The organism is Azonexus fungiphilus, from assembly GCF_003634965.1.
Classification (GTDB): domain Bacteria; phylum Pseudomonadota; class Gammaproteobacteria; order Burkholderiales; family Rhodocyclaceae; genus Azonexus; species Azonexus fungiphilus.
Genome location: NZ_RBXP01000013.1, coordinates 103,642 through 126,482 on the forward strand (window position 1 = coordinate 103,642; position 22,841 = coordinate 126,482).

The 22,841-nt window shown below is 66.1% G+C and carries 25 protein-coding genes; 9 read left to right on the top strand and 16 right to left on the bottom strand.

Going from position 1 to position 22,841, the window contains the following annotated elements; all coding sequences use genetic code 11:
• Positions 1 to 114: 114 nt before the first annotated feature.
• The 5 genes from ispH to DFR40_RS16925 are packed head-to-tail and all read right to left on the bottom strand — an operon-like array spanning position 115 to position 5,687.
• Positions 115 to 1,038, bottom strand: a complete 924-nt coding sequence (gene ispH / locus DFR40_RS05975) for a 4-hydroxy-3-methylbut-2-enyl diphosphate reductase (RefSeq protein ID WP_121457581.1) — start codon at positions 1,036 to 1,038, stop codon at positions 115 to 117.
• The gene (locus tag DFR40_RS05980; RefSeq protein ID WP_121457582.1) at positions 1,038 to 1,469 is read right to left on the bottom strand and encodes an FKBP-type peptidyl-prolyl cis-trans isomerase; all 432 of its coding nucleotides are present in this window, start codon (positions 1,467 to 1,469) and stop codon (positions 1,038 to 1,040) included. The genes ispH and DFR40_RS05980 overlap by 1 nt, the downstream gene beginning before the upstream one ends.
• A gap of 2 nt (positions 1,470 to 1,471) precedes the next feature.
• Positions 1,472 to 1,948 carry a signal peptidase II gene (gene lspA / locus DFR40_RS05985; RefSeq protein ID WP_121457583.1) on the bottom strand — a complete coding sequence of 159 codons (477 nt, stop codon included), beginning with the start codon at positions 1,946 to 1,948 and terminating at the stop codon, positions 1,472 to 1,474.
• Positions 1,941 to 4,757: an isoleucine--tRNA ligase gene (ileS, locus tag DFR40_RS05990; protein WP_121457584.1), complete on the bottom strand. Its 2,817-nt coding sequence runs from the start codon at positions 4,755 to 4,757 to the stop codon at positions 1,941 to 1,943. Before ileS ends, lspA begins: the two co-directional genes overlap by 8 nt.
• A gap of 9 nt (positions 4,758 to 4,766) precedes the next feature.
• Positions 4,767 to 5,687, bottom strand: coding sequence for a bifunctional riboflavin kinase/FAD synthetase (locus DFR40_RS16925; protein ID WP_147431292.1), 921 nt, complete (start codon positions 5,685 to 5,687; stop codon positions 4,767 to 4,769).
• 129 nt (positions 5,688 to 5,816) lie between these two features.
• Between DFR40_RS16925 and DFR40_RS16930 the strand changes: the two genes are divergently transcribed.
• On the top strand, positions 5,817 to 6,860 hold the full coding sequence (locus DFR40_RS16930) for a GGDEF domain-containing protein (RefSeq protein WP_170160168.1): 1,044 nt from the start codon (positions 5,817 to 5,819) through the stop codon (positions 6,858 to 6,860).
• On the opposite strand, the gene DFR40_RS06000 is transcribed toward DFR40_RS16930, so the two are convergent.
• From DFR40_RS06000 to tsaE, 3 genes are read right to left on the bottom strand one after another with little or no spacing between them, the layout of a single operon-like run.
• Complete coding sequence (locus DFR40_RS06000) at positions 6,857 to 7,519, bottom strand: hypothetical protein (RefSeq protein ID WP_121457586.1); 663 nt, start codon at positions 7,517 to 7,519, stop codon at positions 6,857 to 6,859. The genes DFR40_RS16930 and DFR40_RS06000 overlap by 4 nt on opposite strands.
• On the bottom strand, positions 7,519 to 8,832 hold the full coding sequence (locus DFR40_RS06005; RefSeq protein WP_121457587.1) for an N-acetylmuramoyl-L-alanine amidase: 1,314 nt from the start codon (positions 8,830 to 8,832) through the stop codon (positions 7,519 to 7,521). Before DFR40_RS06005 ends, DFR40_RS06000 begins: the two co-directional genes overlap by 1 nt.
• Positions 8,766 to 9,281 carry a tRNA (adenosine(37)-N6)-threonylcarbamoyltransferase complex ATPase subunit type 1 TsaE gene (tsaE, locus tag DFR40_RS06010; protein ID WP_121457588.1) on the bottom strand — a complete coding sequence of 172 codons (516 nt, stop codon included), beginning with the start codon at positions 9,279 to 9,281 and terminating at the stop codon, positions 8,766 to 8,768. The genes DFR40_RS06005 and tsaE overlap by 67 nt, the downstream gene beginning before the upstream one ends.
• Here tsaE and queG point away from each other — a divergent pair.
• Together queG and DFR40_RS06020 are read left to right on the top strand one after the other, a co-directional pair.
• Complete coding sequence (gene queG, locus DFR40_RS06015; RefSeq protein ID WP_121457589.1) at positions 9,276 to 10,340, top strand: tRNA epoxyqueuosine(34) reductase QueG; 1,065 nt, start codon at positions 9,276 to 9,278, stop codon at positions 10,338 to 10,340. The two genes, tsaE and queG, sit on opposite strands and share 6 nt — an antisense overlap.
• A 52-nt stretch (positions 10,341 to 10,392) precedes the next feature.
• Positions 10,393 to 11,481 (top strand): EAL domain-containing protein, encoded by a 1,089-nt coding sequence (locus DFR40_RS06020; RefSeq protein ID WP_121457590.1) that lies wholly within the window; start codon positions 10,393 to 10,395, stop codon positions 11,479 to 11,481.
• A 7-nt stretch (positions 11,482 to 11,488) separates the two neighbouring features.
• On the opposite strand, the gene DFR40_RS06025 is transcribed toward DFR40_RS06020, so the two are convergent.
• The 4 genes from DFR40_RS06025 to DFR40_RS06040 form a co-directional block, all read right to left on the bottom strand.
• Complete coding sequence (locus DFR40_RS06025; protein ID WP_245985616.1) at positions 11,489 to 12,325, bottom strand: sulfurtransferase; 837 nt, start codon at positions 12,323 to 12,325, stop codon at positions 11,489 to 11,491.
• The gene (locus DFR40_RS06030) at positions 12,322 to 12,672 is read right to left on the bottom strand and encodes a SpoIIAA family protein (RefSeq protein WP_121457592.1); all 351 of its coding nucleotides are present in this window, start codon (positions 12,670 to 12,672) and stop codon (positions 12,322 to 12,324) included. Before DFR40_RS06030 ends, DFR40_RS06025 begins: the two co-directional genes overlap by 4 nt.
• A 30-nt stretch (positions 12,673 to 12,702) precedes the next feature.
• Positions 12,703 to 13,554 (bottom strand): DMT family transporter, encoded by an 852-nt coding sequence (locus DFR40_RS06035; protein ID WP_121457593.1) that lies wholly within the window; start codon positions 13,552 to 13,554, stop codon positions 12,703 to 12,705.
• Between the two features lie 107 nt (positions 13,555 to 13,661).
• Entirely contained in the window at positions 13,662 to 14,798 is a 1,137-nt protein-coding gene (locus tag DFR40_RS06040; RefSeq protein WP_121457594.1) for an aromatic ring-hydroxylating oxygenase subunit alpha, read from the bottom strand.
• A gap of 126 nt (positions 14,799 to 14,924) precedes the next feature.
• Here DFR40_RS06040 and xseB point away from each other — a divergent pair, with 126 nt between their 5' ends.
• Genes xseB through folE2 form a run of 4 tightly spaced genes read left to right on the top strand, consistent with a single transcriptional unit; the run spans position 14,925 to position 18,701 of the window.
• Complete coding sequence (gene xseB, locus DFR40_RS06045; RefSeq protein WP_245985617.1) at positions 14,925 to 15,140, top strand: exodeoxyribonuclease VII small subunit; 216 nt, start codon at positions 14,925 to 14,927, stop codon at positions 15,138 to 15,140.
• Between the two features lie 20 nt (positions 15,141 to 15,160).
• Positions 15,161 to 16,021 (top strand): polyprenyl synthetase family protein, encoded by an 861-nt coding sequence (locus DFR40_RS06050; RefSeq protein WP_121457883.1) that lies wholly within the window; start codon positions 15,161 to 15,163, stop codon positions 16,019 to 16,021.
• A gap of 2 nt (positions 16,022 to 16,023) precedes the next feature.
• A complete protein-coding gene (gene dxs / locus DFR40_RS06055; RefSeq protein ID WP_121457595.1) occupies positions 16,024 to 17,910 on the top strand; it encodes a 1-deoxy-D-xylulose-5-phosphate synthase in 1,887 nt (628 codons plus the stop codon).
• Positions 17,907 to 18,701: a GTP cyclohydrolase FolE2 gene (gene folE2 / locus DFR40_RS06060; protein WP_121457596.1), complete on the top strand. Its 795-nt coding sequence runs from the start codon at positions 17,907 to 17,909 to the stop codon at positions 18,699 to 18,701. The genes dxs and folE2 overlap by 4 nt, the downstream gene beginning before the upstream one ends.
• 128 nt (positions 18,702 to 18,829) lie before the next feature.
• On the opposite strand, the gene rplS is transcribed toward folE2, so the two are convergent.
• The 4 genes from rplS to rpsP are packed head-to-tail and all read right to left on the bottom strand — an operon-like array spanning position 18,830 to position 20,762.
• Entirely contained in the window at positions 18,830 to 19,201 is a 372-nt protein-coding gene (rplS, locus tag DFR40_RS06065; protein WP_121457597.1) for a 50S ribosomal protein L19, read from the bottom strand.
• Between the two features lie 22 nt (positions 19,202 to 19,223).
• Positions 19,224 to 19,988 (bottom strand): tRNA (guanosine(37)-N1)-methyltransferase TrmD, encoded by a 765-nt coding sequence (trmD, locus tag DFR40_RS06070; RefSeq protein ID WP_281270057.1) that lies wholly within the window; start codon positions 19,986 to 19,988, stop codon positions 19,224 to 19,226.
• Positions 19,985 to 20,497: a ribosome maturation factor RimM gene (gene rimM, locus DFR40_RS06075; RefSeq protein ID WP_217350402.1), complete on the bottom strand. Its 513-nt coding sequence runs from the start codon at positions 20,495 to 20,497 to the stop codon at positions 19,985 to 19,987. The genes trmD and rimM overlap by 4 nt, the downstream gene beginning before the upstream one ends.
• A gap of 13 nt (positions 20,498 to 20,510) precedes the next feature.
• Positions 20,511 to 20,762, bottom strand: a complete 252-nt coding sequence (rpsP, locus tag DFR40_RS06080) for a 30S ribosomal protein S16 (RefSeq protein WP_121457598.1) — start codon at positions 20,760 to 20,762, stop codon at positions 20,511 to 20,513.
• 148 nt (positions 20,763 to 20,910) lie between these two features.
• On the opposite strand from rpsP, the gene DFR40_RS06085 reads away from it, so the two are divergent.
• Together DFR40_RS06085 and DFR40_RS06090 are read left to right on the top strand one after the other, a co-directional pair.
• Positions 20,911 to 22,422, top strand: coding sequence for a hypothetical protein (locus tag DFR40_RS06085; RefSeq protein ID WP_121457599.1), 1,512 nt, complete (start codon positions 20,911 to 20,913; stop codon positions 22,420 to 22,422).
• 64 nt (positions 22,423 to 22,486) lie between these two features.
• Positions 22,487 to 22,837 carry a DUF2069 domain-containing protein gene (locus tag DFR40_RS06090; RefSeq protein ID WP_121457600.1) on the top strand — a complete coding sequence of 117 codons (351 nt, stop codon included), beginning with the start codon at positions 22,487 to 22,489 and terminating at the stop codon, positions 22,835 to 22,837.
• Positions 22,838 to 22,841 lie beyond the last annotated feature (4 nt).

Genomic DNA, 22,841 nt, shown 5'->3' on the forward strand with positions numbered 1-22,841 from the left:
CAAGTCAGCAAGATTCCACGAATGCACTATACGCCGGACCATCTCTGCCGCAGTCCTCTAGCTGACCGGTGGATAAATCAAGCGCACCAACGGTCAGTTGTCTAAGCAGCGCAGCTAGCCAGCCAATTCCCTCGGCAAGGCGAAGGACACGCCTTCCTCGACGCCAGCGAGTTGTCCTACCTGTGCACCGGTCAGTTCGCGTAGACGGTCGACCACCTGCTGGACAAGAATTTCCGGGGCCGAGGCGCCGGCGGTGACGCCGATCTGCCGTTTACCGACGAGCCAGGATTCGTCGATTTCGGCAGCACTGTCGATCAGGTAGGCATCGATGCCGCGGCCGGCGGCGACTTCCTTCAGCCGGCGCGAATTCGAGCTGTTCGGACTGCCGACGACGACGACCAGATCGCACTGTTCGGCCAAAGCCTTGACCGCGTCCTGGCGGTTCTGCGTGGCATAGCAGATATCGTCCTTCTTCGGCCCCTGGATCGCCGGGAAGCGCTGGCGCAGGGCGTCGATGACGCGGCGGGCGTCGTCCATCGACAGCGTCGTCTGGGTCACGTAGGAAAGCTGTTCGGGCAGGCGGACCTGCAGTTGGGCGACGTCGTCGACGGTTTCGACCAGGTACATGCCACCGTCGCTCTGCCCCATCGTCCCTTCGACCTCGGGGTGGCCCTTGTGGCCGATCATGACGATCTCGCGCTCACCCTTGCGCATGCGCCCGACCTCCAGGTGCACCTTGGTGACCAGCGGGCAGGTGGCGTCGAAAATCTTCAAGCCGCGCTGCTCGGCCTCGTCACGAACCGCCCGTGAAACGCCGTGGGCGCTGAAGATCACCGTGCTGCCGGCCGGCGCCTCGGCGAGTTCCTCGATGAAGACGGCCCCCTTGGCGCGCAGATCGTCGCAGACGAACTTGTTATGCACGACCTCGTGGCGGACGTAGATCGGCGCCCCGAAACGTTCCAGCGCACGCTCGACGATGGCGATGGCACGTTCGACGCCGGCGCAGAAGCCGCGGGGATTGGCAAGGATGACCTGCATTACATGATTCCGATGATTTTCACCTCGAAACGGATCGTCTTGCCCGCCATCGGGTGGTTGAAGTCGAACAGGGCGCTGCTTTCGTCGAGCTCGCGCAGGAAACCGGCAAAGGTCGCGCCGTTGGGCGCGGTGAATTCGACGACCGAATTCTCCTTGAGTTCCATGCCGGCGGGCAGGCCGTTGCGGGCGATGCGCTCGACCAGGCGTTCGTTATGCACGCCGAAGGCCTGTTCCGGCTCCAGCTCGAAGACGTAGTGCTCGCCGGCATTCAGGCCGAGCAGCACGTTTTCGAGGTTTTCGGCGAGTTGACCGCTGCCCATCTGCAGTGTCGCCGGGCTCATGTCGAAGGTGGACAGGAATTCCTCGCCGTCGAGCGCGGTAATCCGGTAGTGCAGGGTCAGGTAGCTGTCGGGGCGGACGGTGCTGCTCATTTTCAGTCTTCTTTCTTGTCTTTGACGGTCAACGACGCAAAAACCAGCAAAACCGCGCCGATGCTGATCGCCGAATCGGCGATGTTGAAGGCCGGCCAGTAGAGACCGGCGGCGTGCCACTGGATGAAATCGACGACGGCCCCGAAGCGCACGCGGTCGATGACGTTGCCGAGCGCCCCGCCCATCACCAGCGTCAGCGCCAGCGCCATCCGCTTCGGCTGCGGATGCCTCTTCAGCTCGACGGCGATCCAGGCGGAAACCGCGAGCGCCAGCAGGGTGAAGAACCAGCGCTGCCAGCCCGGCTGGTCCGCGAGGAAGCTGAACGCGGCGCCCGGGTTGAAGGTCAGCACCCAGTTCCAGAACGGCGCGACGTAGATCACCTCGCCCGGCGCAATGGCGCCGAGGACCACCCATTTGCTGACCTGGTCGAGGACCACGATCAGCGCCGCCAGGAGATACCAGTGCTGCGCCTTAGGCATGCGTGCGTGCCTCGCCGTCGCCGTGCAGGTTGCTGACGCAACGACCGCACAGGCCGGGGTGTGCCGGATCGGCGCCGACATCCTCGCGCACGTGCCAGCAGCGTTCGCATTTGGCGTGCGCCAGCGGCGTCGCCGTGACCGACTCCTCAGCCGACTCGACGACCACGGTCGACGAGCAGATGAAGACGAATTTCAGGTCGTCGCCAAGCGCCGACAGCGCCGCGAACTTGTCGCCGGCACAGCGGATCTCGACCGCCGCCTGCAGCGCGGCGCCGATCTCGCCGGCTTCGCGGCGGGCTTCCAGGGCCTTGGTCACGTCGTTGCGCACTTCGCGAACGATCGCCCACTTGGCCAGCAGCTCGGCCTCGCCGGACTGCACCGGCAGCTGATGCCATTGCTGGAACATCACCGAGTCGTCGGCGTCGCCGGTCAGCACCGCCCAGACTTCCTCGGCGGTGAAGGCGGTGATCGGTGCCAGCAGGCGGACGAAGGCCTGGGTGATGTGCCACAGCGCCGATTGCGCCGAACGGCGGGCGACCGACTTGGGTGCCGTGGTGTACAGGCGGTCCTTGAGGATGTCGAGATAGAAGCCGCCAAGGTCTTCCGAGCAGAAGGTCTGCAACGCCTGAACGACGCGGTGGAACTCGAAGCGCTCGTATTCGCCCTGGCAGGTCTGCTGCAGCTGGCGGGTCAGTGCCAGCGCGTAGCGGTCGATCTCCAGCCACTGCTCGACCGGCAATGTTGCGGTCGACGCGTCGAAATCGGAAATATTGGCGAGCAGGAAGCGCAGCGTGTTGCGGATGCGGCGATAGCCCTCGACGACGCGCTTGAGGATCTCGTCGGAAATGGTCAGCTCGCCCGAGTAATCGGTGGACGCCACCCACAGGCGCAGGATGTCGGCGCCCATCTTGTCCGAGACCTGCTGCGGCGCGATGACATTGCCTTTGGACTTCGACATCTTGTGGCCCTTGCCGTCGACGACGAAGCCGTGCGTCAGCAGCGCCTTGTACGGTGCCCGGCCGTCGATCGCGGCGCCGGTCAGGAGCGAGGAATGGAACCAGCCGCGGTGCTGGTCCGAGCCTTCCAGGTAGAGGTCGGCCGGCCAGCCCAGCTGGTTGCCGTGCGAGCCGCGCATCACGCTCATGTGCGTCGTGCCGGAATCGAACCAGACGTCGAGGATGTCGGTGGTCTTGACGTAGTCGGCGGCGTCAGCGCCGAGCAGTTCGGCGGCGTCGAGTTGCGTCCACGCTTCGATGCCGCCCTGCTCGACACGCTTGGCCACGGCTTCCATCAACTCCAGCGTGTTCGGGTGCAGCTCGCCGGTCGCCTTATGCGTGAAGAACGGCAGCGGCACGCCCCAGTTGCGCTGGCGCGAGATGCACCAGTCGGGGCGGTTGGCGATCATCGCGTGCAGGCGGTTCTTGCCCCAGGCCGGATAGAAGGCGGTGTCCTCGACGCCCTGCAGCGCGGCTTCGCGCAGCGTGTGGCCCGCCGGCTCGGTGGCGGCGACGCCCTGGCTGTCGACATCCGGCGCATCCATGCGCACGAACCACTGGCTGGTGGCGCGGTAGATCAGCGGCGTCTTGTGGCGCCAGCAGTGCATGTAGCTGTGCTCGATGGTCGCGTGCTTGAGCAGCGCGCCGACTTCGGACAGTTTCTCGACGATCACCGGGTTGGCCTTCCAAACGTTCATGCCGCCGAAGAACGGCAGGTCGGCGGCAAAGGTGCCGTCGCCCTGCACCGGCGTCAGGATCTGCTCGTTGTGCATGCCGTAGTTCTTGCACGACTGGAAGTCCTCCAGACCGTAGGCCGGCGCCGAGTGGACGATGCCGGTACCGGCGTCGAGCGTCACGTAGTCGCCGAGGAAGACCGGCGACAGGCGGTCGTAGAGCGGATGGCGGAAGGCGATGCGCTCCAGCGCCGCGCCTTTACAGGCGGCAACGGTGGTGCCGGTGAGGCCGTAGCGGGTCAGACAGGCTTCCTGCAGATCGGCGGCGAGGATCAGGCAACCCCTTTCGGTCTGCACCAGGTGATAGGTGATTTCCGGATGGGCATTGAGCGCCTGGTTGCCCGGAATGGTCCACGGCGTCGTCGTCCAGATCACTGCGTAGGCTTCACCGGCCGGCAATTCCTTGAGGCCGAAGGCTGCCGCCAGCTTGTCGCGCTCGGCGGCGGCGAAGGCGACGTCGATCGCCGGCGACTTCTTGTCCTGGTATTCGACTTCCGCCTCGGCCAGCGCCGAACCGCAATCGAAACACCAGTTCACCGGCTTCAGGCCGCGATAGACGAAACCGCGCTTGACCATCGCGCCGAGGGCGCGGATCTCGTCGGCCTCGGTCTTGAAGTTCATCGTCTTGTACGGGTTGTCCCATTCGCCGAGCACGCCCAGGCGGATGAAATCCTTCTTCTGGCGCTCGATCTGCTCGCCGGCGTAGGCGCGCGCCAGTTTCTGCACCTGCTCGCGCGGGATGTTCTTGCCGTGCGTCTTCTCGATCTGGATCTCGATCGGCATGCCGTGGCAGTCCCAGCCGGGCACATAGGGCGCATCGAAACCGGCCAGCGTCTTCGAACGGACGATGATGTCCTTCAACACCTTGTTGACCGCGTGACCGATATGGATGTCGCCGTTGGCATACGGCGGGCCGTCGTGCAGGATGAATTTCGGCCGGCCGGCGCAGATTTCGCGGATCTTCCGGTAGAGCTGCTTCTCCTGCCACTGGGCGACCCATTGCGGCTCGCGCTTGGGCAAGTCGCCGCGCATCGGGAACGGGGTGTCGGGAAGGTTCAGCGTATCTTTGTAATCAGCCATTTTGCTTGCTCACCGCTTGAAGAAAGCCCGCGCCGCCGCGGCATCGGCCGCGATCTGCGCCTTGAGGGCGTCGAAATTGGGAAAACGTTGCTCGTCGCGCAGCTTGTGCACGAAACGCACCGAAATGTGGGCGCCGTAGATGTCGCGATCGAAATCGAACAGATGCACTTCCAGCAGCGGCCGCGTACCGCCGACAGTCGGCCGGACGCCGAGGTTGGCGACGCCGGGCAAGGGCTTATCGCCGAGGCCGGCAACCTCGACGGCGAAGACGCCGGTCATCGGCAGCGGGTTGTGCTTGATGCGCAGGTTGGCCGTGGCGAAACCGAGCTGGCGGCCGAGCTTCTGGCCGTGCCCGACCTGGCCGTCCATCATGTACGGACGCCCGAGCAGCTTCGCTGCATGCGCCATGTCGCCGTCGGCCAGTGCCCGGCGCACGCCGGAACTGGAGACCCGCTCGCCATCGACGACGACGCTGCCCATCGCCTCGACGGTGAAGCCGTGGCGCTCGCCGGCGGCCTGCAGCAAGGCAAAATCACCGAGCCGCCCACGCCCGAAACGGAAATCGTCGCCGATCACCAGGTGCCTGACCTGCAGCCCGCGCACCAGCACTGCCTCGATGAACTGTTCGGCACTCAGCGCGGCAAAAGCCCGGTTGAACGGGCAGATCATCGCCTGGGCGACGCCGCTCTCGGCCAGCAGTTCGAGCTTTTCGCGAAAGGTACTGAGCCGCGCCGGCGCCGATGCCGGCGCGAAGAACTCGCGCGGATGCGGCTCGAAGCTGAGCACCGTCGGGACCACGCCGCTGCTGCCGGCGACGGCGACCAGCCGGGCGATCAGCGCGGCATGCCCCAGATGCACGCCATCGAAATTGCCGATGGCCAGTGCGACCGGTGCCGGAACAGGACGGGAATAACCGCGAAAAACGCGCATCGGATGCTGCTGCAAAAAAGCGCGATTATACCGGGACACCCTGAAATTCCGGCCAAATCCACGAAAAAACAGCCCCTTGCCGGAAAGGCTGTCGCTATAATCTGGCAAAAACGTCAAGCGCACTCCGCCATGCTCAGCCTGATCAACCATGTCGTCAGAATCTCGGCCCGTCGCGACCGGACCGAAATCAATTCGGCAATGGTCGATGCCCTGATGGACCTCTTTTCCCCGCAGCGCCTGACCATCCACCGCTGCTACACGGGCAAGCGCAAGGCCGTCGCCTTCGCCTGTGCCGGCTATGGCCCGCAGGGACACTTCCTGCGCAATGCCTACCTGCCCGACCACCATTTCTGCCAGCCGATCGATCGCGATCCGCTGCTCAAGCAGTGCCGCAAGGAACTGTCGGCGGTCATCGATTTTCTCGACGACGGTTCGCACCGCATCGTCTTTCCCGTCGTTCGCCTCGACGAGCCCGTCTATTTCGTCGATCTCACGCTCTCCGACGAGTTCTCGGCCGACCGGCGGGTGACGCTGATGGGGCTGATCGAATATTTCGGCAACCACATCGCCCTGCTCGACTACGGCGAGGCAGACACGCTGACCGGCCTGTCGAGCCGCAAGACCTTCGACAAGCACCTGTTCGAACTGCTCGGCCAGGCCGCCTCGGACGAAATGGTCGGCAACGACCCGAGCTACGCCCGGCGCACGCTGGCACCGAACAGCAGCCACTGGCTGGCCGTCTGCGACATCGACCATTTCAAGCGGATCAACGATCAGTTCGGCCACCTGATCGGCGATGAAGTCCTGATCATGCTGGCTCAGGTGATGCGCCAGAGTTTCCGCTTCGACGACCAGTTGTTCCGTTTCGGCGGCGAGGAGTTTGTTGCCCTGCTGCAGCCGACCGACCGGCAATCGGCGGCGGCGACGCTGGAGCGCTTTCGCGCCGATGTCGAGAAAAACCTGTTCAGCCGCGTCGGCCACGTCAGCATCAGTATCGGCTTCAGCCGCCTGCATGCCTGCGACACGCCAACCGACGTCATCGAACGCGCCGACGAAGCGCTCTATTACGCCAAACGCAACGGCCGCAACCAGGTCGCCTGCTACGAAACGCTGATCGAGAACGGCAGCCTGGCCGCGCGCGAGATCGCCAAGGGCGAAGTCGAACTTTTCTAGGCCGGCGGAGCGGCGAGCAATACCTGCGCGGCACGGATGCGATCGCCGATGGCCACTGCCGGATCGTTCATCACCGCCATCAGGAATGTGCGCGGATCGACCAGGGCAAGCGGCGCTGCAACCGGCGTCGCCGGCAACTCGACGCGACCGCCGGCAATGCGCCGGAAATCGGCGCTGGCAATCGGCCGCAGCGCCGCCAGCATGTCGGCCTGGCGGGCCATGTTCGGCGCAATTTCCAGCCCCGGTTCGTCGACGAACATGCTGCCCATGCCCGGATCGATGAACGCCGACCAGCGGCCGTTGGCCTGCCGCGCCGGGACTTCCGGAATCGCGTCAGCGCCTTGCAGGACCCGCAAGCGGTAGCGCTCGGCCGGCAATTCGCTCAGCCACGGCTGCACGGCAGCAAGAAAATCGGTGGCCGCCGCCAGCGGTTGCGCCTCGGCCAGCGCCAGCCAGAGACTGTAGCCACCTTCCCCGCCAACCGAGACTGCCGGCACCGGCAAATCCAGTTCACCGCACAGACGGTCGAGCAGAGCGGCCACCGCCGGCCAGTCGGCGGCGCGCGGAAAATCGATGCGCAAGGCCCGTACCGCGTCGTCAGCCGTTTCGCCGGCGACGAAATTCAGGCGTCGCAGTTCGCTGCGCAGCCGCTCGTGCATCAGCCGATGCTCGCCATGCGCGCCTTCGGACCGGGCGGATGCTTGATGAAGTACTGACGAATGCCGCGCATCAGCGCTTCGGCCATCTGGTCCTGGTAGGCCTCATCCTTGAGCCGCAGCTCTTCTTCCGGATTCGAGATGAAAGCGGTCTCGATCAGCGCCGACGGGATGTCCGGCGCCTTGAGCACGGCAAAACCGGCTTGCTCGACGCTGGCCTTGTGCAGGTGGTTGATCGAACCGATCTCGCCGAGCAGGTACTTGCCCAGTTTCAGGCTGTCGTTGATCGTCGCCGTCTGCGACAGGTCGAGCAGCGTACGGGCAAGGAAGACGTCCTTGGTCTTGGCCAGGTTGACGCCGCCGATCAGGTCGGCGCTGTTTTCCTTCTGCGCCAGCAGGCGCGCCTGGGTACTCGAAGCTCCCTTCTCGGAAAGCACGAACACCGACGAACCGCGCGCGTCTGGCTTGATCCAGGCGTCGGCATGAATCGACAGGAAGAGGTCGGCCTGGATGCGCCGCGCTTTCTGCACGCGCATCTGCAACGGCACGAAGAAATCGCCGTCGCGCGTGAGCACCGCGCGCATGTTCGGTTCGGCATCAATGCGTGCCTTCAGCCGGCGGGCGATCGCCAGCGTCACGTTCTTCTCGTAGGTTCCGCGCTTGCCGACCGCGCCGGGGTCCTCGCCGCCATGACCGGGATCGAGCATGATCGTCACCATCCGCTCGACCACCGCCTTGCCCGGGCGCTTGGCGGTCGGCGTCTCGGCCGGCGCCTTGGCGTCCTTGCCGGCCGCCAGTTCCTGGTCGAGCTTGAGCGGCTCGACTGCTTCCTTGCGCCCTTCGAGCAAGGCCATCAGGGGATCGACCGGGTTTTCGGGATAGACGTCAAGGACCAGCCGATGGCCGTACTCGCCGACCGGCGCCAGCGAGAAGACCTGCGGCGCGACCCGCGTCTTCAGCTCCATGACCAGGCGAACGACGCCCGGCTTGAAGCGGCCGGCGCGCAGCAGCTTGATGTAGGGGTCATTGTCGGCGACCTTGCCGGCGAGACTCTCGAGGACGCTGTTGAACTCGACGCCTTCAATGTCGACGACCAGACGATCGGGCCCTTCGACGGTGAAGTGGTTGAACTTGAGCGGCGCGTCGTGCTCCAGCGTCACCCGGGTGTAATCCTCGGCCGGCCAGATGCGCACGGCGATGATCGCCGGCCGGTTGGCAGCGTGGCTGCTCAGCGGTGTGACCGAGAGGACTAGTGCGGAACCGGCGTAACGGAGGAGCCGCCGGCGGCTCGGATCGAGGCGAGTGTCTTCAGGCATGACGCCCCCCTTGCGGACGCTGCTGCGAGTTCGGCGACGCGTGCCGACGCGGCAGCGCGCAACCCCAGGCGGAGATCGGGCGGAGGCACGCAGCCGGCAGCCTTGTCCGGCCATTCGACCAGGCAGACGGAAGCGTCGTTGAAATATTCGCCAAACCCCGCATCGAGGAACTCCTCTGGTGACTCGAAGCGATAAAAATCAAAGTGATACAAGTATAAACTCGAAACCACGTAAACTTCAACCAAGGCATAGGTCGGACTCTTGACCGGGCCGGCATGGCCGAGCGCCCGGATCAGTGCCCGCGCCAGCGTCGTCTTGCCGGCGCCGAGGTCGCCCTCGAGGTAGATCACCAGGCCCGGTTGCAGCGCCAGCGCGAGGTCGGCGCCGAGACGCTGGGTCGCCGCCTCGTCGGGCAGATCGAAAACGGCGGTAACATCCGGGCTATGCATGATCAGGACTCCACTGTGGACATTGCGGCGCTCAAGGCGCGCATTCGCGAACTCGGCCGCGGACTCGGCTTTGCCGAGATCGGGATCGCCCGCGCCGAACCGGGCGCGGCGGTCGACCGCCTGCGTGCATGGCTGGCCGCCGGCATGCACGGGGAGATGGATTATATGGCGCGCCACGCCGAACTGCGCGCCGACCCGCAGCTGCTGCAGCCGGGCACGCTCACCGTCATCTCGGCGGCGGTCGACTATCTGCCGCATGCGAAATCGGCCGATGCCCCCGGCCAGGCGGCGATCTCGCGCTACGCCCAGGGTCGCGACTACCACAAGGTGGTACGCGGTCGACTGCAGAAGCTGGCCAGCGCCATCGGCGAACTGGCCGGCCCCTACGGCTACCGCGTCTTTTCCGACTCGGCGCCGGTGATGGAGGTCGAATACGCGCGCCAGGCGGGAATCGGCTGGCGCGGCAAGCACACGCTGCTGCTCTCGCGCCAGGGCTCGTGGCGCTTCCTTGGCGAAATCTACTGCGACCTGCCGCTACCGCCCGACGCGCCGGTCGACGAGCACTGCGGCTCCTGTCGCGCCTGCCTCGACGCCTGCCCGACCGGCGCCATCGTCGCCCCTTACGTGGTGGACGCGCGGCGCTGCATTTCCTACCTGACGATCGAACTCGCCGGCGCCATTCCCGAAGAATTCCGGCCGCTGCTCGGCAACCGCATCTACGGCTGTGACGACTGCCAGAGCTGCTGCCCGTGGAACCGCTTCGCCCAACTCGGTGACCGCGAATTCGCGCCGCGCCACGGACTCGACTCGGCTTCGCTGGTGACCCTGTTCGCCTGGACCGAGCAGCAGTTCGACGACCGCCTGGCCGGCAATCCGATCCGCCGCATCGGCCACGAACGCTGGCTGCGCAACATCGCCGTCGGCCTCGGCAACGGACCGTGCACGGTCGACGCGCTGCAGGCACTGAAAATGCGAGCCGACGATCCCTCGCCGCTTGTCCGCGAACACGTCGCCTGGGCGCTGGCCCGACTCGAGCGCAAACAGGCTGCCGCCGACTGAAGCCAGCGGTTATCATCAGCGCTCGCTGATAGACCCATCGAAACACCCTGCCATGCCCGAAAACGCCTGCCTCGTCATTGCCATCGACGAACCCCGACGCCTCCGCGAAATTTTTGGCGACGACGCCAGCACCCGCGCCCTAGCCGACTTCGGCAGTGCCGCCACCGCCCTGGCCGAGCGCCTGCTGGCCCGGCACACGATCACCGGCCGCGAGCACGATCCGGCGCAAGCCTGCTGGCAATTCGAATTCGCGCTCGCTGCCGGCATCGGCGACCCGGCCGAAACACTGGCCAGCATCGCGACGGCCGGCCGGCAGCTGCTGCCGGAAACACTCGGCGCCATCTTCGGCAGCGGCACCGGCATGCGCCTGCCGGCCCGCCTGCATTGCCGCAGCGGCGACACCGCGATCGCCCCGGCACCGACGGACGACAACGCAAGCGACGAAATCGAACGGCTGCTCGCCGGCGACGCCATCCGCACCGTCGTCCAACCGATCATCAACCTGCGCGACCGCCGCCTGCTCGGCTACGAGGCCCTCTCGCGCGGCCCGCAGGATTCGCCGCTGGCCCGCCCCGACCGCCTGTTCGCCGCCGCCCACGCGGCCGGCCTCGGGCTGGCCGCCGAACTGACCTGCGCCCGGCTGGCCCTCGAACGCACCGCCGGCCGGCTGGCTGCCGGCCAGTTTCTCAGCATCAACCTCGGCCCGGCGGCGCTCGCCTGTGCCGCCGACACGCTGCCGCTGGCCGGACGCAGCGACGTCGTCGTCGAACTGACCGAACACCTGCCGCTCGACGCCGCCGAAGACCTGCGCAGCGCCGTCGGCCGCCTGCGCCAGCTCGGCCTGCGCATCGCCCTCGACGACACCGGCTGCGGCTTCGCCGACCTGGGCACGGTCGAAATCCTGCGTCCGGACATCGTCAAGCTGTGCATCACGGTGATCCGCAACGCCGGACGCGGCGATCCCTTCGTCGAGGCGATCCGGCGCACGGTCGGCCAGTTGCATGCGCTCGGCGCGCAAGTGCTGGCCGAGGGCGTGGAAAGCGAAAGCCAGCATGCGGCGCTCGCCGACTGCGCCATCGAACTCGGCCAGGGCTGGCTCTACGGCCGGCCGCTGGCACTCGAAGACGCTTTCGCGGATTAGGCCCGCTTCAGCGGGCGACCGGCCGCTGCGGGTCGGCGCACCATTCGCTCCACGAGCCGCCGTAGAGGCGGGAACCGGGCAGACCGGCGATTTCCATCGCCAGCAGGTTGTGGCAGGCGGAAACACCGGAGCCGCAATAGTGCACGACCTGCGCCGGCGAACGGCCGGCGAGCAGCCGGCGCCACTCGGCGGCAAGTTCGGCGGCCGGCTTGAAGCGGCCGTCGGCGGCGAGGTTGTCGCGGAAGAAGCGGTTGATCGCGCCGGGGATGTGGCCGCCGACCGGATCGATCGTCTCGTTCTCGCCGCGGAAGCGGTCGGCGGCGCGGCCGTCGACCAGGCACAGCGACGACGCGCCGAGCATTTCCTGCACGAAACCGGCGTCGACCGTCAGATCGCGCTGCTGCGCCACGAAGGTCGCCGGCGTCGGCGCCGGCACCACGGCATCGACCGGACCGCCGGCGGCGAGCCAGGCCTGCCAGCCGCCGTCGAGGACGGCGACGGCGTCGTGGCCGAGCCAGCGAAGCAGCCACCAGAGGCGGCCGGCGATCATGCCCTGGGCATCGTCATAGACGACGACCTGGGTCGCCGGCGCGATGCCGATGGCCCCCAGGCGCGCCGCCAGCAGCGCCGGCTCGGGCAGGGGATGGCGACCGTTGCGGCCGTTCAGCGGTGCCGACAGGTCGCGGTCGCAATGCAGGAAGACGGCACCGGGAATGTGCGACTCGGCGTAGGCCCGCTCGCCGTAGCCGGTATCGAGCAACTGGTGGCGGACATCGACGACGCACCAGCCGGCATCGAGCCCGGCGCGCAACTGGTCGACGCTGGCCAGCGTCCCCAGGCTCAAGCCTCTTCCTCCAGCCAGGCATCGGCGTCGGCCGCCTCGTCGAAGACCTGGACGTCGGCATTGACGAAGGTCTGCGAGATCCAGGCGCTCCAGGTCACCCATTCGCTGTCGGTGACGACGGCGATGCGGTTGAAATCGTTGGCGTGGGCGCGCGAGAACTTGACTTCCTCCCAGGCGACGTCGAGCGTCAGCGTGCCCATCTTGGTCAGGTCGAAGAAAAGGTCGACCGGGCCTTCGAACTTGATCTTGTAATTGACGACTTCCTCGAACTCCCGGTAGTCGGCCAGCGTGAATTCGCCGAACACGGAAACATTGACGCGGTGGTTCTTGTGGTCGATGACGATCATGGCTTGCTCCTTTGTTGTTTTACGGCCAGTTTAATCCTGCGCCACCGGGCTGGCACGCGAAAAATGCGTCGCCGCAATGCCCGACAGCACGATCAGGCCGATCGCCGCCCACGCCGATGCCGGCAGCACCTCGCCCCAGAACAGCACGCCGGCGAGGCTGGAGAAGATCACCGTGCTGTAGGCCAGCGCCGCCGACATCAGAGTCTTGCCGCGCGAGTAGGCGCGGGTCATCGCCAGCTGGGCGAAGGTCGCGAAGCCGGCGACGCCGAGCAGCAGCAGGCCGCTGTCACGGTCGACCGGGCGCATCTCGTCGAAAACCAGCCAGACACCGGCACAGACGGTCGACACCAGGGCGAAGTAAAAAACCGTGCGGGTTTCCGGTTCGCCGCGCGCGCCGAGTTCGCGCACGCTGAAATAGGCGCCCGCGGCAAGCACGCCGGAGGCCAGCCCGACCAGACCGCCGAACAACTGCTCGGCGTGGAAGGTCGGGCGCAGCAGCAGGACGACGCCGGCCAGCCCGACGGCGAGCGCGCCGAGCATGCCGGTGCGCATCCGCCAGCCGGCCAGCGCCAGGTAGAGCGCGAGGAAGATCGCCGAGGTGTAGTTGAGCGTCACCGCGGTCGCCAGCGGCAGCAGCGTGATCGCATAGAAATAGGCGAACAGCGCGACGAAGCCGACCACGCCGCGCGACACATGCCAGCGCCAGTGCGGGGTGCGCAGCGGCACGCCGCGCAGGCGGACCAGGGCGAACATCAGCAGCAAGGACAGGAAGCTGCGCCAGAAGGTGATCTCGACCGCCGAATGGCTGGCGGCAGCAAGCTTGACGCAGACGCCCATGCAGGCAAACAGGAAACTGGCGACGATCATCCACAGGGATTGCATGGGCGGAACACTCGGAGGAAGAAGGAATGCGGGACGAAAAAACGGGGCGGCGGTCTGGCCCGGCGCCCCGCGTCTGACGGTCAACCGTCGAAAAAGGCCAAAAACGCTCAGCGCGCCTCGATCTCCTTCTGCATGATCCGGCGGTAGAACTCGTGGAAGTGCTGCATGCCGTCCTCCATCGGGCTCTGGTACGGACCGACCTCATTCTTGCCTGCGGCCAGCAGCGCCTTGCGGCCGCGGTCCATGCGCTCGCCGATGTCGTCGTCCTCGATCGCGGTTTCCATGTAGGCGGCGCGTTCGGCCTCGATGAACTCGCGCTCGAAATCGACGATTTCCTCGGGGTAGTAGAACTCGACGACGTTCATCGTCTTGTCCACGCCCATCGGGATCAGCGTCGACACGACCAGCACGTGCGGATACCACTCGACCATGATGTTCGGGTAGTAGGTCAGCCAGATGGCGCCCTGCGGCGGCGTCTCGCCACGGTCGCCGTAGTACTCGCGGACGACCTTCTGCCAGCGGTTGTAGGCAGACGAGGTGGAGTCCTTCATCAACGAGGTGATGCCGACCTTCTGCACCGAGTACCAGTCGCCGAACTGCCAGGTCAGGTCGTCGCAGGTGACGAAATTGCCCAGGCCCGGGTGGTAGGGCACGACGTGGTAGTCCTCCAGATAGACCTCGATGAAGGTCTTCCAGTTGTAGTTGCACTCGTGCATCTCGACGTGGTCGAGCTTGTAGCCGGTGAAATCGAGGTCGCGGGCGACGTTCATGCCGGCCAGGTCGGCATTGGCCGAACGCGGGCCCTTGAAGAGCAGGCCGTTCCAGTTCTCCAGCCTGACCTTGTCGAGGTTCAGGCAGGGATTCTGCGGGAAATGCGGCGCCCCGATCAGCTCGCCCGACTGCTCATAGGTCCAGCGATGGATTGGGCAGACCACCGGCCCTTCGAGCTTGCCCGAACCTTGCAGCATGATCGCCTGGCGATGCCGGCAGACGTTCGACATCTGCCACAGGCCGGCATTCGGCCCGACCGAGCCGCCGTTGAGCAGCATCTGGCCGTGATCCTTCCACTCGAGCGTGCGATAGTCACCACCCGTGGGGGCCATCAACTGGTGACCGACATAGCCCGGACCGGCATCGAAGATGAGTTTCTTCTCCAGCGCGTGAATCCGTTCATCGAAATACCAGTCCACCGGCAGTTGGGAAACTGCGGGCGCCAACCGGGACGACGTCGCCATGTCGGACATTCCAAGCCTCCAGCGGGTTAAAAAGGACGTTGATTTTACCCGAATTTGACCGAAATACCCCGGATGGAGTATTTTCACGCGTTTCCCCGAACCCGGATGCTCATGGACCAGACGCCGATTGCCGACATGAAATTCGAGACCGCAGTGGCTGAACTCGAGGCCATCGTCTCCGGCATGGAAGGCGGCCAGCTCGAACTGGAAGCCTCGATCGCCGCCCACCAGCGCGGCATGGCGCTGATCCGCCACTGCCAGCAGCAGCTGGCGCAGGCCGAGGAACAGATCCGGATCATCGAAAATGGCGAGATCCGCGATGTCGACCGCAACACCCTGGAGAACCAGTGAGCACGCCCTTCGCCGAATGGATGGCCGCCACCCAGGCCCGCACCGAGGCCGCGCTGGCCTGCCACCTGCCCTGCGCCGACAGCATCCCGCAACGCCTGCATGAAGCCATGCGCTACGCGACGCTGGCCGGCGGCAAGCGCGTCCGCCCGCTGCTCGCACACGCCGCCGGCGAACTGACCGGCGCCGATCCGGCGCGCCTCGACGTGGTCGCCTGCGCAGTCGAGCTGATCCATACCTATTCGCTGGTGCACGACGACCTGCCGTGCATGGACGACGACGTGCTGCGCCGCGGCCGGCCGACCTGTCATGTCGAATTCGACGAGCCGACCGCGCTGCTGGTCGGCGACAGCCTGCAGACGCTGGCCTTCGAACTGCTCGCCAGCCAGCCGCTCGGCGAGCGCCAGCTCGAGATGATCGCCCTGCTCGCCCACGCCAGCGGTTCGTGCGGCATGGCCGGCGGCCAGGCAATCGACCTGGCTTCGGTCGGCAAGCCCCTCGAACAGGCCGAACTCGAACTGATGCACGCGCTCAAGACCGGCGCCCTGATCCGCGCCGCGGTCCTGCTCGGCGCCCTCGCCGGGACGCCGCTGTCGGCCGACGAACGCAAGCAGCTCGACCGTTTTGCCAAGCGCGCCGGCCTGCTCTTCCAGGTCGTGGACGACATCCTCGACTGCACCGCCAGCACCGCCACCCTCGGCAAGACCGCCGGCAAGGACGAAGCCGCCGACAAGCCTACCTATGTCGCCCTGCTCGGTCTCGAACGCGCCCGGGCCTACGCCGAGGCGTTGCGAACCGAAGCCCTGTCGGCGCTGTCCATCTTCGGCGAACGCGCCAGCCGCCTGACCGCGCTGGCCGATTTCATCTGCCACCGCCAATTCTGACCATGAGCCAATCGCTGCTGGAAACCATCGACAGCCCGGCCGACCTGCGCCGGCTGGACCGCAAGCAGCTGGTCCAGCTCGCCGGCGAACTGCGCGAATTCCTGATCGAATCGGTCTCGCAGACCGGCGGCCACCTGTCGTCCAACCTCGGCACGGTCGAGCTGACGATCGCCCTGCACGCCGTCTACGACACCCCGGCCGACCGCCTGGTCTGGGATGTCGGCCATCAGTGCTACCCGCACAAGATCCTCACCGGCCGCCGCGCCGGCATGGGCAAGCTGCGCATGCGCCACGGCATCGCCGGTTTCCCCAAGCGCTGCGAGAGCGACTACGACACCTTCGGCGTCGGCCACTCGTCGACCTCGATCTCGGCCGCCCTGGGCATGGCCCTGGCCGCCAAGCACAAGGGCGAGGGGCGCAAGGTCGTCGCCGTCATCGGCGACGGCGCGATGTCGGCCGGCATGGCTTTCGAGGCAATGAACAACGCCGGCGTCGCCGACGCCGACATGCTGGTCATCCTCAACGACAACGAGATGTCGATCTCGCCGCCGGTCGGCGCGCTCAACCACATCCTGACCCGGCTGACCTCGAGCAAGACCTACAACGCCGCCCGCGAAGCCGGCCGCCACATGCTCGGTTTCGCGCCGCCGCTGCTCGAACTGGCACGCCGCGCCGAGGAGCACGTCAAGGGCATGATCGCCCCGGGCACGCTGTTCGAGGAGTTCGGCTTCCATTACTACGGCCCGATCGACGGCCACGACCTCGACGCACTGATCCCGACGCTGGAGAACCTGAAGAAGCTCAAGGGCCCCAAGTTCCTGCACGTGATCACCAAGAAGGGCCAGGGCTACAAGCTGGCGGAAAGCGACCCCATCCTCTACCACGGCGTCGGCAAGTTCTCGGCCGACCAGGGCATCGCCAGCGGCAAATCCGGCGGCAAGCTGACCTACACCCAGGTCTTCGGCGACTGGCTGTGCGACATGGCCCGCGCCGATTCGCGCCTGGTGGCGATCACCCCGGCCATGCGCGAAGGTTCCGGCATGGTCCGCTTCGCCAGCGAATTCGCCGACCGCTACTACGATGTCGGGATCGCCGAGCAGCACGCCGTCACTTTCGCCGCCGGGCTCGCCTGCGAAGGCCTGAAACCGGTCGTCGCGATCTATTCGACCTTCCTCCAGCGCGCCTACGACCAGCTGATCCACGACGTCGCGCTGCAGAACCTGCCGGTCGTCTTCGCCGTCGACCGCGGCGGCCTGGTCGGTGCCGACGGCCCGACCCACCACGGCACCTTCGACCTGTCGTTCGCTGCCTGCATTCCGAACCTGGTGGTCATGGCACCGGCCGACGAGGCCGAATGCCGGCGCCTGCTGAGCACCGCCTTCGCCCATCCCGGGCCGAGCCTGGTCCGCTATCCGCGCGGCAGCGGCTGCGGCGCGCAGCCATCAGGCGAGCTCGACACGCTGCCGCTGGGCAAGGGCGAAATCCGCCGCCGCGGCCAGGGCGTCGCCCTGCTCGCCTTCGGCAGCCTGGTCGCCGCCGCCGAAGCCGCCGGCGAGACGCTCGACGCGACCGTCGTCAACATGCGCTTCGTCAAGCCGCTCGATATCGACCTGATCGTCGAGCTGGCCGGGAACCATTCGCTGCTCGTCAGCATCGAAGAGAATGCCGTGATCGGCGGCGCCGGCTCGGAAATCGAGCGGGTGCTCGGCGAACGCGGGTTGAACGTGGCCGTGCTGCGTCTCGGCCTGCCGGATCGCTTCGTCGATCATGGCGAACAAGGTCAGCTCCTCGCCGAGCTCGGCCTCGACAAGGAAGGCATCGTGCGCAGTGTGCGCGAGCGCCTGACCCAACCCAACCAGACAGAATCCCGACAGAACAGCAGACCATGACCGCCACCAGCATTCCCGACGTACAAAGCTCCGCCGACACGCGCCAGATCGCGATCAACAAGGTCGGCATCAAGTCGATCCGCCACCCGATCAAGGTCCAGGACAAGTCGGTCGGCATCCAGCACACCATCGCCACGTTCAACATGTACGTCGGCCTGCCGCACAACTTCAAGGGCACCCACATGTCCCGCTTCGTCGAGATCCTGAACTCGCACGAACGCGAGATCTCGGTCGAGAACTTCCCGGCCATGCTGCAGGACATGATCGTCCGCCTCGAGGCCGAAACAGGTCACATCGAGATGAACTTCCCCTTCTTCATCAACAAGACGGCACCGGTTTCCGGCGTCCAGAGCCTGCTCGACTACGACGTCACCTTCATCGGCGACATCAGCGGCGGTGAGATCGTGACCTCGGTCAAGGTCGTCGTCCCGGTCACCAGCCTGTGCCCCTGCTCGAAGAAGATTTCCGAGCGCGGCGCCCACAACCAGCGCTCGCACGTCACCGTCACCGCCCGCACCAACGACTTCATGTGGATCGAGGAACTCGTCCAGCTGGTTGAAGCCGAGGCTTCCTGCGAGCTCTACGGCCTGCTCAAGCGCCCCGACGAGAAGTACGTCACCGAACGCGCCTACGACAACCCGAAGTTCGTCGAGGACATGGTCCGCGACGTCGCCGCCCGCCTCAACGCCGAGGCCCGCATCGACAGCTACGTGGTCGAGTCGGAGAACTTCGAATCGATCCACAACCACTCGGCCTACGCCCTGATCGAGCGCGACAAGAAAAACGCCTGAATCTGACGGTCGACCGTCAGATTCCCGCAAAAAAGGAGGCCGACGCCTCCTTTTTTATTGCCACCGATTTCGCCGGACGAAAAAAAAGGGGCCGCAGCCCCTTTTTTGTGTTTCCTGCTTTTCGCGGATCAGGCAGAAGCCTTCTTCGCCGGCAGCTTTTCCTTGATCCGAGCGGACTTGCCCGAACGGTCGCGGAGGTAGTACAGCTTGGCGCGACGGACGTCACCGCGGCGCTTGACCTCGATCGACGCGACCAGCGGCGAATAGGTCTGGAAGGTACGCTCGACGCCTTCGCCGGAAGAGATCTTGCGGACGATGAAATTCGAGTTCAGGCCGCGGTTGCGCTTGGCGATGACGACGCCTTCGTAAGCCTGCAGACGCTCGCGGTTGCCTTCCTTGACCTTCACCTGGACGACGACGGTGTCGCCCGGCGCGAAGTCGGGAATGGTCTTGCCCAGGCGGGCGATTTCTTCTTGTTCCAGCTGTTGAATCAGGTTCATGTGAGATCCTTCTTGTAAAACATTACTCACCGCATTGCTCCTCTCCGGAAATTTCCGTGAGGAGTTGCGTTTCCTCCGCAGTCAGACTGCGGTGCGCCAGCAAATCCGGGCGACGCTTCCGGGTCCGCGCCAGCGACTGCTTGAGCCGCCAGCGACGAATTTTCTTGTGATCGCCGGAGATCAGCACCTCGGGCACCGGCATTCCCTCGTAAACCTCGGGACGGGTGTAGTGCGGACAATCCAGCAAACCACCGACAAACGAATCTTCCACCGCCGAAGCGGCATCGCCGAGCACCCCGGGCAACTGGCGGACGACGGCATCGATCAGCACCATCGCCGGCAATTCGCCCCCGGAGAGCACGAAATCCCCGATCGAAATTTCCTCATCGACGCAGCGCTCGATCAGACGCTCGTCAATTCCTTCATAGCGACCGCAGAGCAGGATCAATCCTGCCTCGCCGCTCGCCAGCTGCATCACCCGCTGATGGGTCAGCGGCTTGCCCTGCGGCGACAGGTAGATGACCCGGCTCGCCGCCAGGCCCGCTTCCCGCTGCCGCGCCTTGGCGGCGGCAATCGCCTTTTCCAGCGGCCCCGGCTGCATCAGCATGCCCGGCCCGCCACCGAAGGGGCGATCATCGACGCGGCGCCACGCGTTTTCGGCGAAATCCCGAGGATTCCAGCCTTGCCAGGCCCAGCGCCCTTCTTCCAGCGCCCGTCGGGTAATACCGCTTTGCGTCACGGCGGCGAACATCTCCGGGAAGATGCTCACGCAGTCGAACCGGATCACCAGTCGCTGCCCCACGCGACGCGAATGCGCCCTGCTTCCTTCTCCACCGCCAGCACCACCGCCTCGACAAAAGGCAGCAGCCGTTCGGTGCCGTCCCCGGCAACCACGCGCAACACATCGTTGGCACCGGTCTCGAGCAGCCCGGCAACGGTGCCGAGCGTCTCGCCTGCTTCATTGACGACTGCGAGGCCGACCAGGTCGGCCCAGTAGAACTCGTCATCGCCGGTCGCCGGCAGCGCGTCGCGCGCCGCCCCGATCAGCATGCCCTTGAGGGCTTCGGCCGCGGTCCGGTCATCGACGCCGGCAAGCGCGACGACGATGCCGTCGCCGTGCGCCTTCAGCCCGTTCAGGCCGATTGCACGCCACGGACCACCTTCCTTGCCGATCTGCCAGGCGGCGATTTCGCGCCAGGCCAGCGGATCGTCGCCGAACACATGCAGACGGAGCCAGCCACGGATGCCGTAAGGCTCGGCCAGCCGTCCGAGGACGACGATGTCGCTACCGGTCAAGGCCGACAGGGTCTCAGGCGGCCTGCTTGGCGTTCTGCTTGACCAGGCGGGCAGCCGTCGGCGACAGCTGGGCGCCCTGCTCCAGCCAGTAGGCCAGGCGGTCGGCAGCAATGCGCAGGGTTTCGGCGGCGCCGGAAGCAACCGGGTTGTAGAAGCCGATGCGCTCGACGAAACGGCCGTCGCGACGGTTACGGGAATCGGTAACGACCATGCTGTAGAACGGGCGCTTCTTGGCGCCACCACGGGCAAGACGGATAACAACCATTGGAATACTTTCGTTAGCTGGGAAAAAGACGCGAGATTATATCTGTAAATCGATAAAAAACAAGCCACTTACCCGGACGACCGGTGAAGAGGGTGCGAAACGGCCGAGGATGGGGGCCGCTGGCTTTTTTTGCTATTCTCTCAAAATCATGAGCAAATCTTCACAAAACAACAATTCCGCCCAAAACGAAGGCAGCATCAAGAGCATTCTCGAATGGCTGGCGCTCGCCCACGGCCGCTCCAGCGCCGAAGACACCGAGGAGCTGCTGCGCCAGGTCCTCTACCTGCGCGAGGCGGCGGTATCGACCAGCCAGCGGGTCAAGTTGCTCGACCTGCTCTACGCCCACGCCGAGGAAATCGTGCGCAGCGAACTGCCGCGCCTGAACGAACTGTCACTGCCCATCTCGCGCAAGACCCGGCAGCGCGTGCGCCTGCTCCTCGAATTGCTGGAAACGCTGACCCAGGATTATTTCAATACCCTGGCCGTACTCTACGACCCGGATACCCAGGCCGCCGGCAGCACGCCGCAGATCTCGCTGCGCCGGGCGATGCTGTCGATCGCCTGGCAGATCCACATCCACCACCTGATCGCCTCGCCGCCCCGGCCCGGGCTCTGGCAGCAGTTGCACTCGGCCTTCCGCACCGCCCGCCGGCTCGGCCTGGAGAGCGCCGAGGGCCCGCGCCAGTCGGCCAGCATCGAACGCCTCTACGGCAACATCCTGCTGACGGCGATCGCGCAGCCGGCATCCTTTTCGTCGGACGAACTGGAGTTCATCAACACCCTGGTTGAAGGCAGCCCCTGCCAGCTCGCCTTCAGCCCGACACCGGCGGGCCCTGCCGCGAGCGCCTTCTGGATCGATCTCGACCGCGACTTCCCGGCGCACGCCCAGGTCCGCCGCTCGCCGGGCGACGACATCCAGCCGCTGTACTTCTCCTGCGCCGGAATCGCCGCCCACGTTGCCGGCCTGCGCCAGGCCCTGGGCAGCGGCAGCACACCGGAAAGTCTGGGCCTGCCGGAATTTGCCGGCAGCCGCGCCGGCATCGGCGTACTCCGCCGCCTGGAAAAGCTCTGGGGCCAGCCGGCCAAGCGCAAGTTCTCGCGCCGTCGCCAATCGTACCGGGCCCGCCTGTGCGCCGGCCTGGGCACGCTCTGCCACCTGCTGCGCCACCCCGACGAAGCGACCGACCTCAGCGAATGGATGGTCACCAACGAAAGCCCCGACGGTTTCGCGCTGATGCACATGGCCGGCAACACGACCCAGCTGCGGGTCGGCGACATCGTCGCCATCCAGCCGCAGGACGAGCACATCGCCCGCGACGCCCACTGGCACGTCTGCATCGTGCGCTGGGCGATCTCGGAGAACCCCGAGCACATCGAGGTCGGCCTGCAGCTGCTCGCCTCGCGCGCGGTCGTCGCCCAGGTCGCCCAGCCGTACAACCTCGGCGCCGGCAAGGTGGCCGCGCTGATCCTGCCGGAGACGCCGCCTTTGCGCAGCAGCCAGTCGCTGGTCGTGCCGCCCGGCCTGCTCGGCGAAAACAGCCGGCGCATCGTCCTGCTCGTCGAGCAGGACAACCTGGCCATCCGCGAAGTCCGGACCACCGGCATCGACGAACAGACCAGTTCGGTCGAGATCTTCTCGATGCGACCGGACGAGGAATGAGGCGGCACGTATAATCGCGACGCCGGCAGCCGCCGGCATTTTTCGCCCCGCCACCGAGTCGACCGTGAACGCCCGCTTCTACCAGAACCTGACCAGCATCGCGCTGATCGCCCTGATCTTCCTCTGCCTGGCCTGGGAGGCCTGGCTGGCGCCGCTGCGCCCGGGCGGCTCCTGGCTGACGCTGAAGGCGGTCGTGCTGCTGGCGCCGCTGTTCGGCATCCTGCGCGGCAAGCGCTACACCTACAAGTGGCTGTCCCTGCTGATCCAGCTCTACCTGCTCGAGGGCCTGACCCGGGCAAGCAGCGACCACGGCCTGTCGCAGTGGCTGGCGGTAGGCGAGACGCTGCTCGCCATCGTCGTCTTCGCCGGCGCAGTGATGTTCATACGGTCGACCCGCATTTCCGGGCAAAAATGAAAAA

Coding starts and splice junctions, on each gene's coding strand:
- ispH (WP_121457581.1), bottom strand. CDS start 1,038: ATGCAGGTCATCCTTGCCAATCCCCGCGGCTTCTGCGCCGGCGTCGAA.
- DFR40_RS05980 (WP_121457582.1), bottom strand. CDS start 1,469: ATGAGCAGCACCGTCCGCCCCGACAGCTACCTGACCCTGCACTACCGG.
- lspA (WP_121457583.1), bottom strand. CDS start 1,948: ATGCCTAAGGCGCAGCACTGGTATCTCCTGGCGGCGCTGATCGTGGTC.
- ileS (WP_121457584.1), bottom strand. CDS start 4,757: ATGGCTGATTACAAAGATACGCTGAACCTTCCCGACACCCCGTTCCCG.
- DFR40_RS16925 (WP_147431292.1), bottom strand. CDS start 5,687: ATGCGCGTTTTTCGCGGTTATTCCCGTCCTGTTCCGGCACCGGTCGCA.
- DFR40_RS16930 (WP_170160168.1), top strand. CDS start 5,817: ATGCTCAGCCTGATCAACCATGTCGTCAGAATCTCGGCCCGTCGCGAC.
- DFR40_RS06000 (WP_121457586.1), bottom strand. CDS start 7,519: ATGCACGAGCGGCTGCGCAGCGAACTGCGACGCCTGAATTTCGTCGCC.
- DFR40_RS06005 (WP_121457587.1), bottom strand. CDS start 8,832: ATGCCTGAAGACACTCGCCTCGATCCGAGCCGCCGGCGGCTCCTCCGT.
- queG (WP_121457589.1), top strand. CDS start 9,276: ATGCATGATCAGGACTCCACTGTGGACATTGCGGCGCTCAAGGCGCGC.
- tsaE (WP_121457588.1), bottom strand. CDS start 9,281: ATGCATAGCCCGGATGTTACCGCCGTTTTCGATCTGCCCGACGAGGCG.
- DFR40_RS06020 (WP_121457590.1), top strand. CDS start 10,393: ATGCCCGAAAACGCCTGCCTCGTCATTGCCATCGACGAACCCCGACGC.
- DFR40_RS06030 (WP_121457592.1), bottom strand. CDS start 12,672: ATGATCGTCATCGACCACAAGAACCACCGCGTCAATGTTTCCGTGTTC.
- DFR40_RS06035 (WP_121457593.1), bottom strand. CDS start 13,554: ATGCAATCCCTGTGGATGATCGTCGCCAGTTTCCTGTTTGCCTGCATG.
- DFR40_RS06040 (WP_121457594.1), bottom strand. CDS start 14,798: ATGTCCGACATGGCGACGTCGTCCCGGTTGGCGCCCGCAGTTTCCCAA.
- xseB (WP_245985617.1), top strand. CDS start 14,925: ATGAAATTCGAGACCGCAGTGGCTGAACTCGAGGCCATCGTCTCCGGC.
- DFR40_RS06050 (WP_121457883.1), top strand. CDS start 15,161: ATGGCCGCCACCCAGGCCCGCACCGAGGCCGCGCTGGCCTGCCACCTG.
- dxs (WP_121457595.1), top strand. CDS start 16,024: ATGAGCCAATCGCTGCTGGAAACCATCGACAGCCCGGCCGACCTGCGC.
- folE2 (WP_121457596.1), top strand. CDS start 17,907: ATGACCGCCACCAGCATTCCCGACGTACAAAGCTCCGCCGACACGCGC.
- rplS (WP_121457597.1), bottom strand. CDS start 19,201: ATGAACCTGATTCAACAGCTGGAACAAGAAGAAATCGCCCGCCTGGGC.
- rpsP (WP_121457598.1), bottom strand. CDS start 20,762: ATGGTTGTTATCCGTCTTGCCCGTGGTGGCGCCAAGAAGCGCCCGTTC.
- DFR40_RS06085 (WP_121457599.1), top strand. CDS start 20,911: ATGAGCAAATCTTCACAAAACAACAATTCCGCCCAAAACGAAGGCAGC.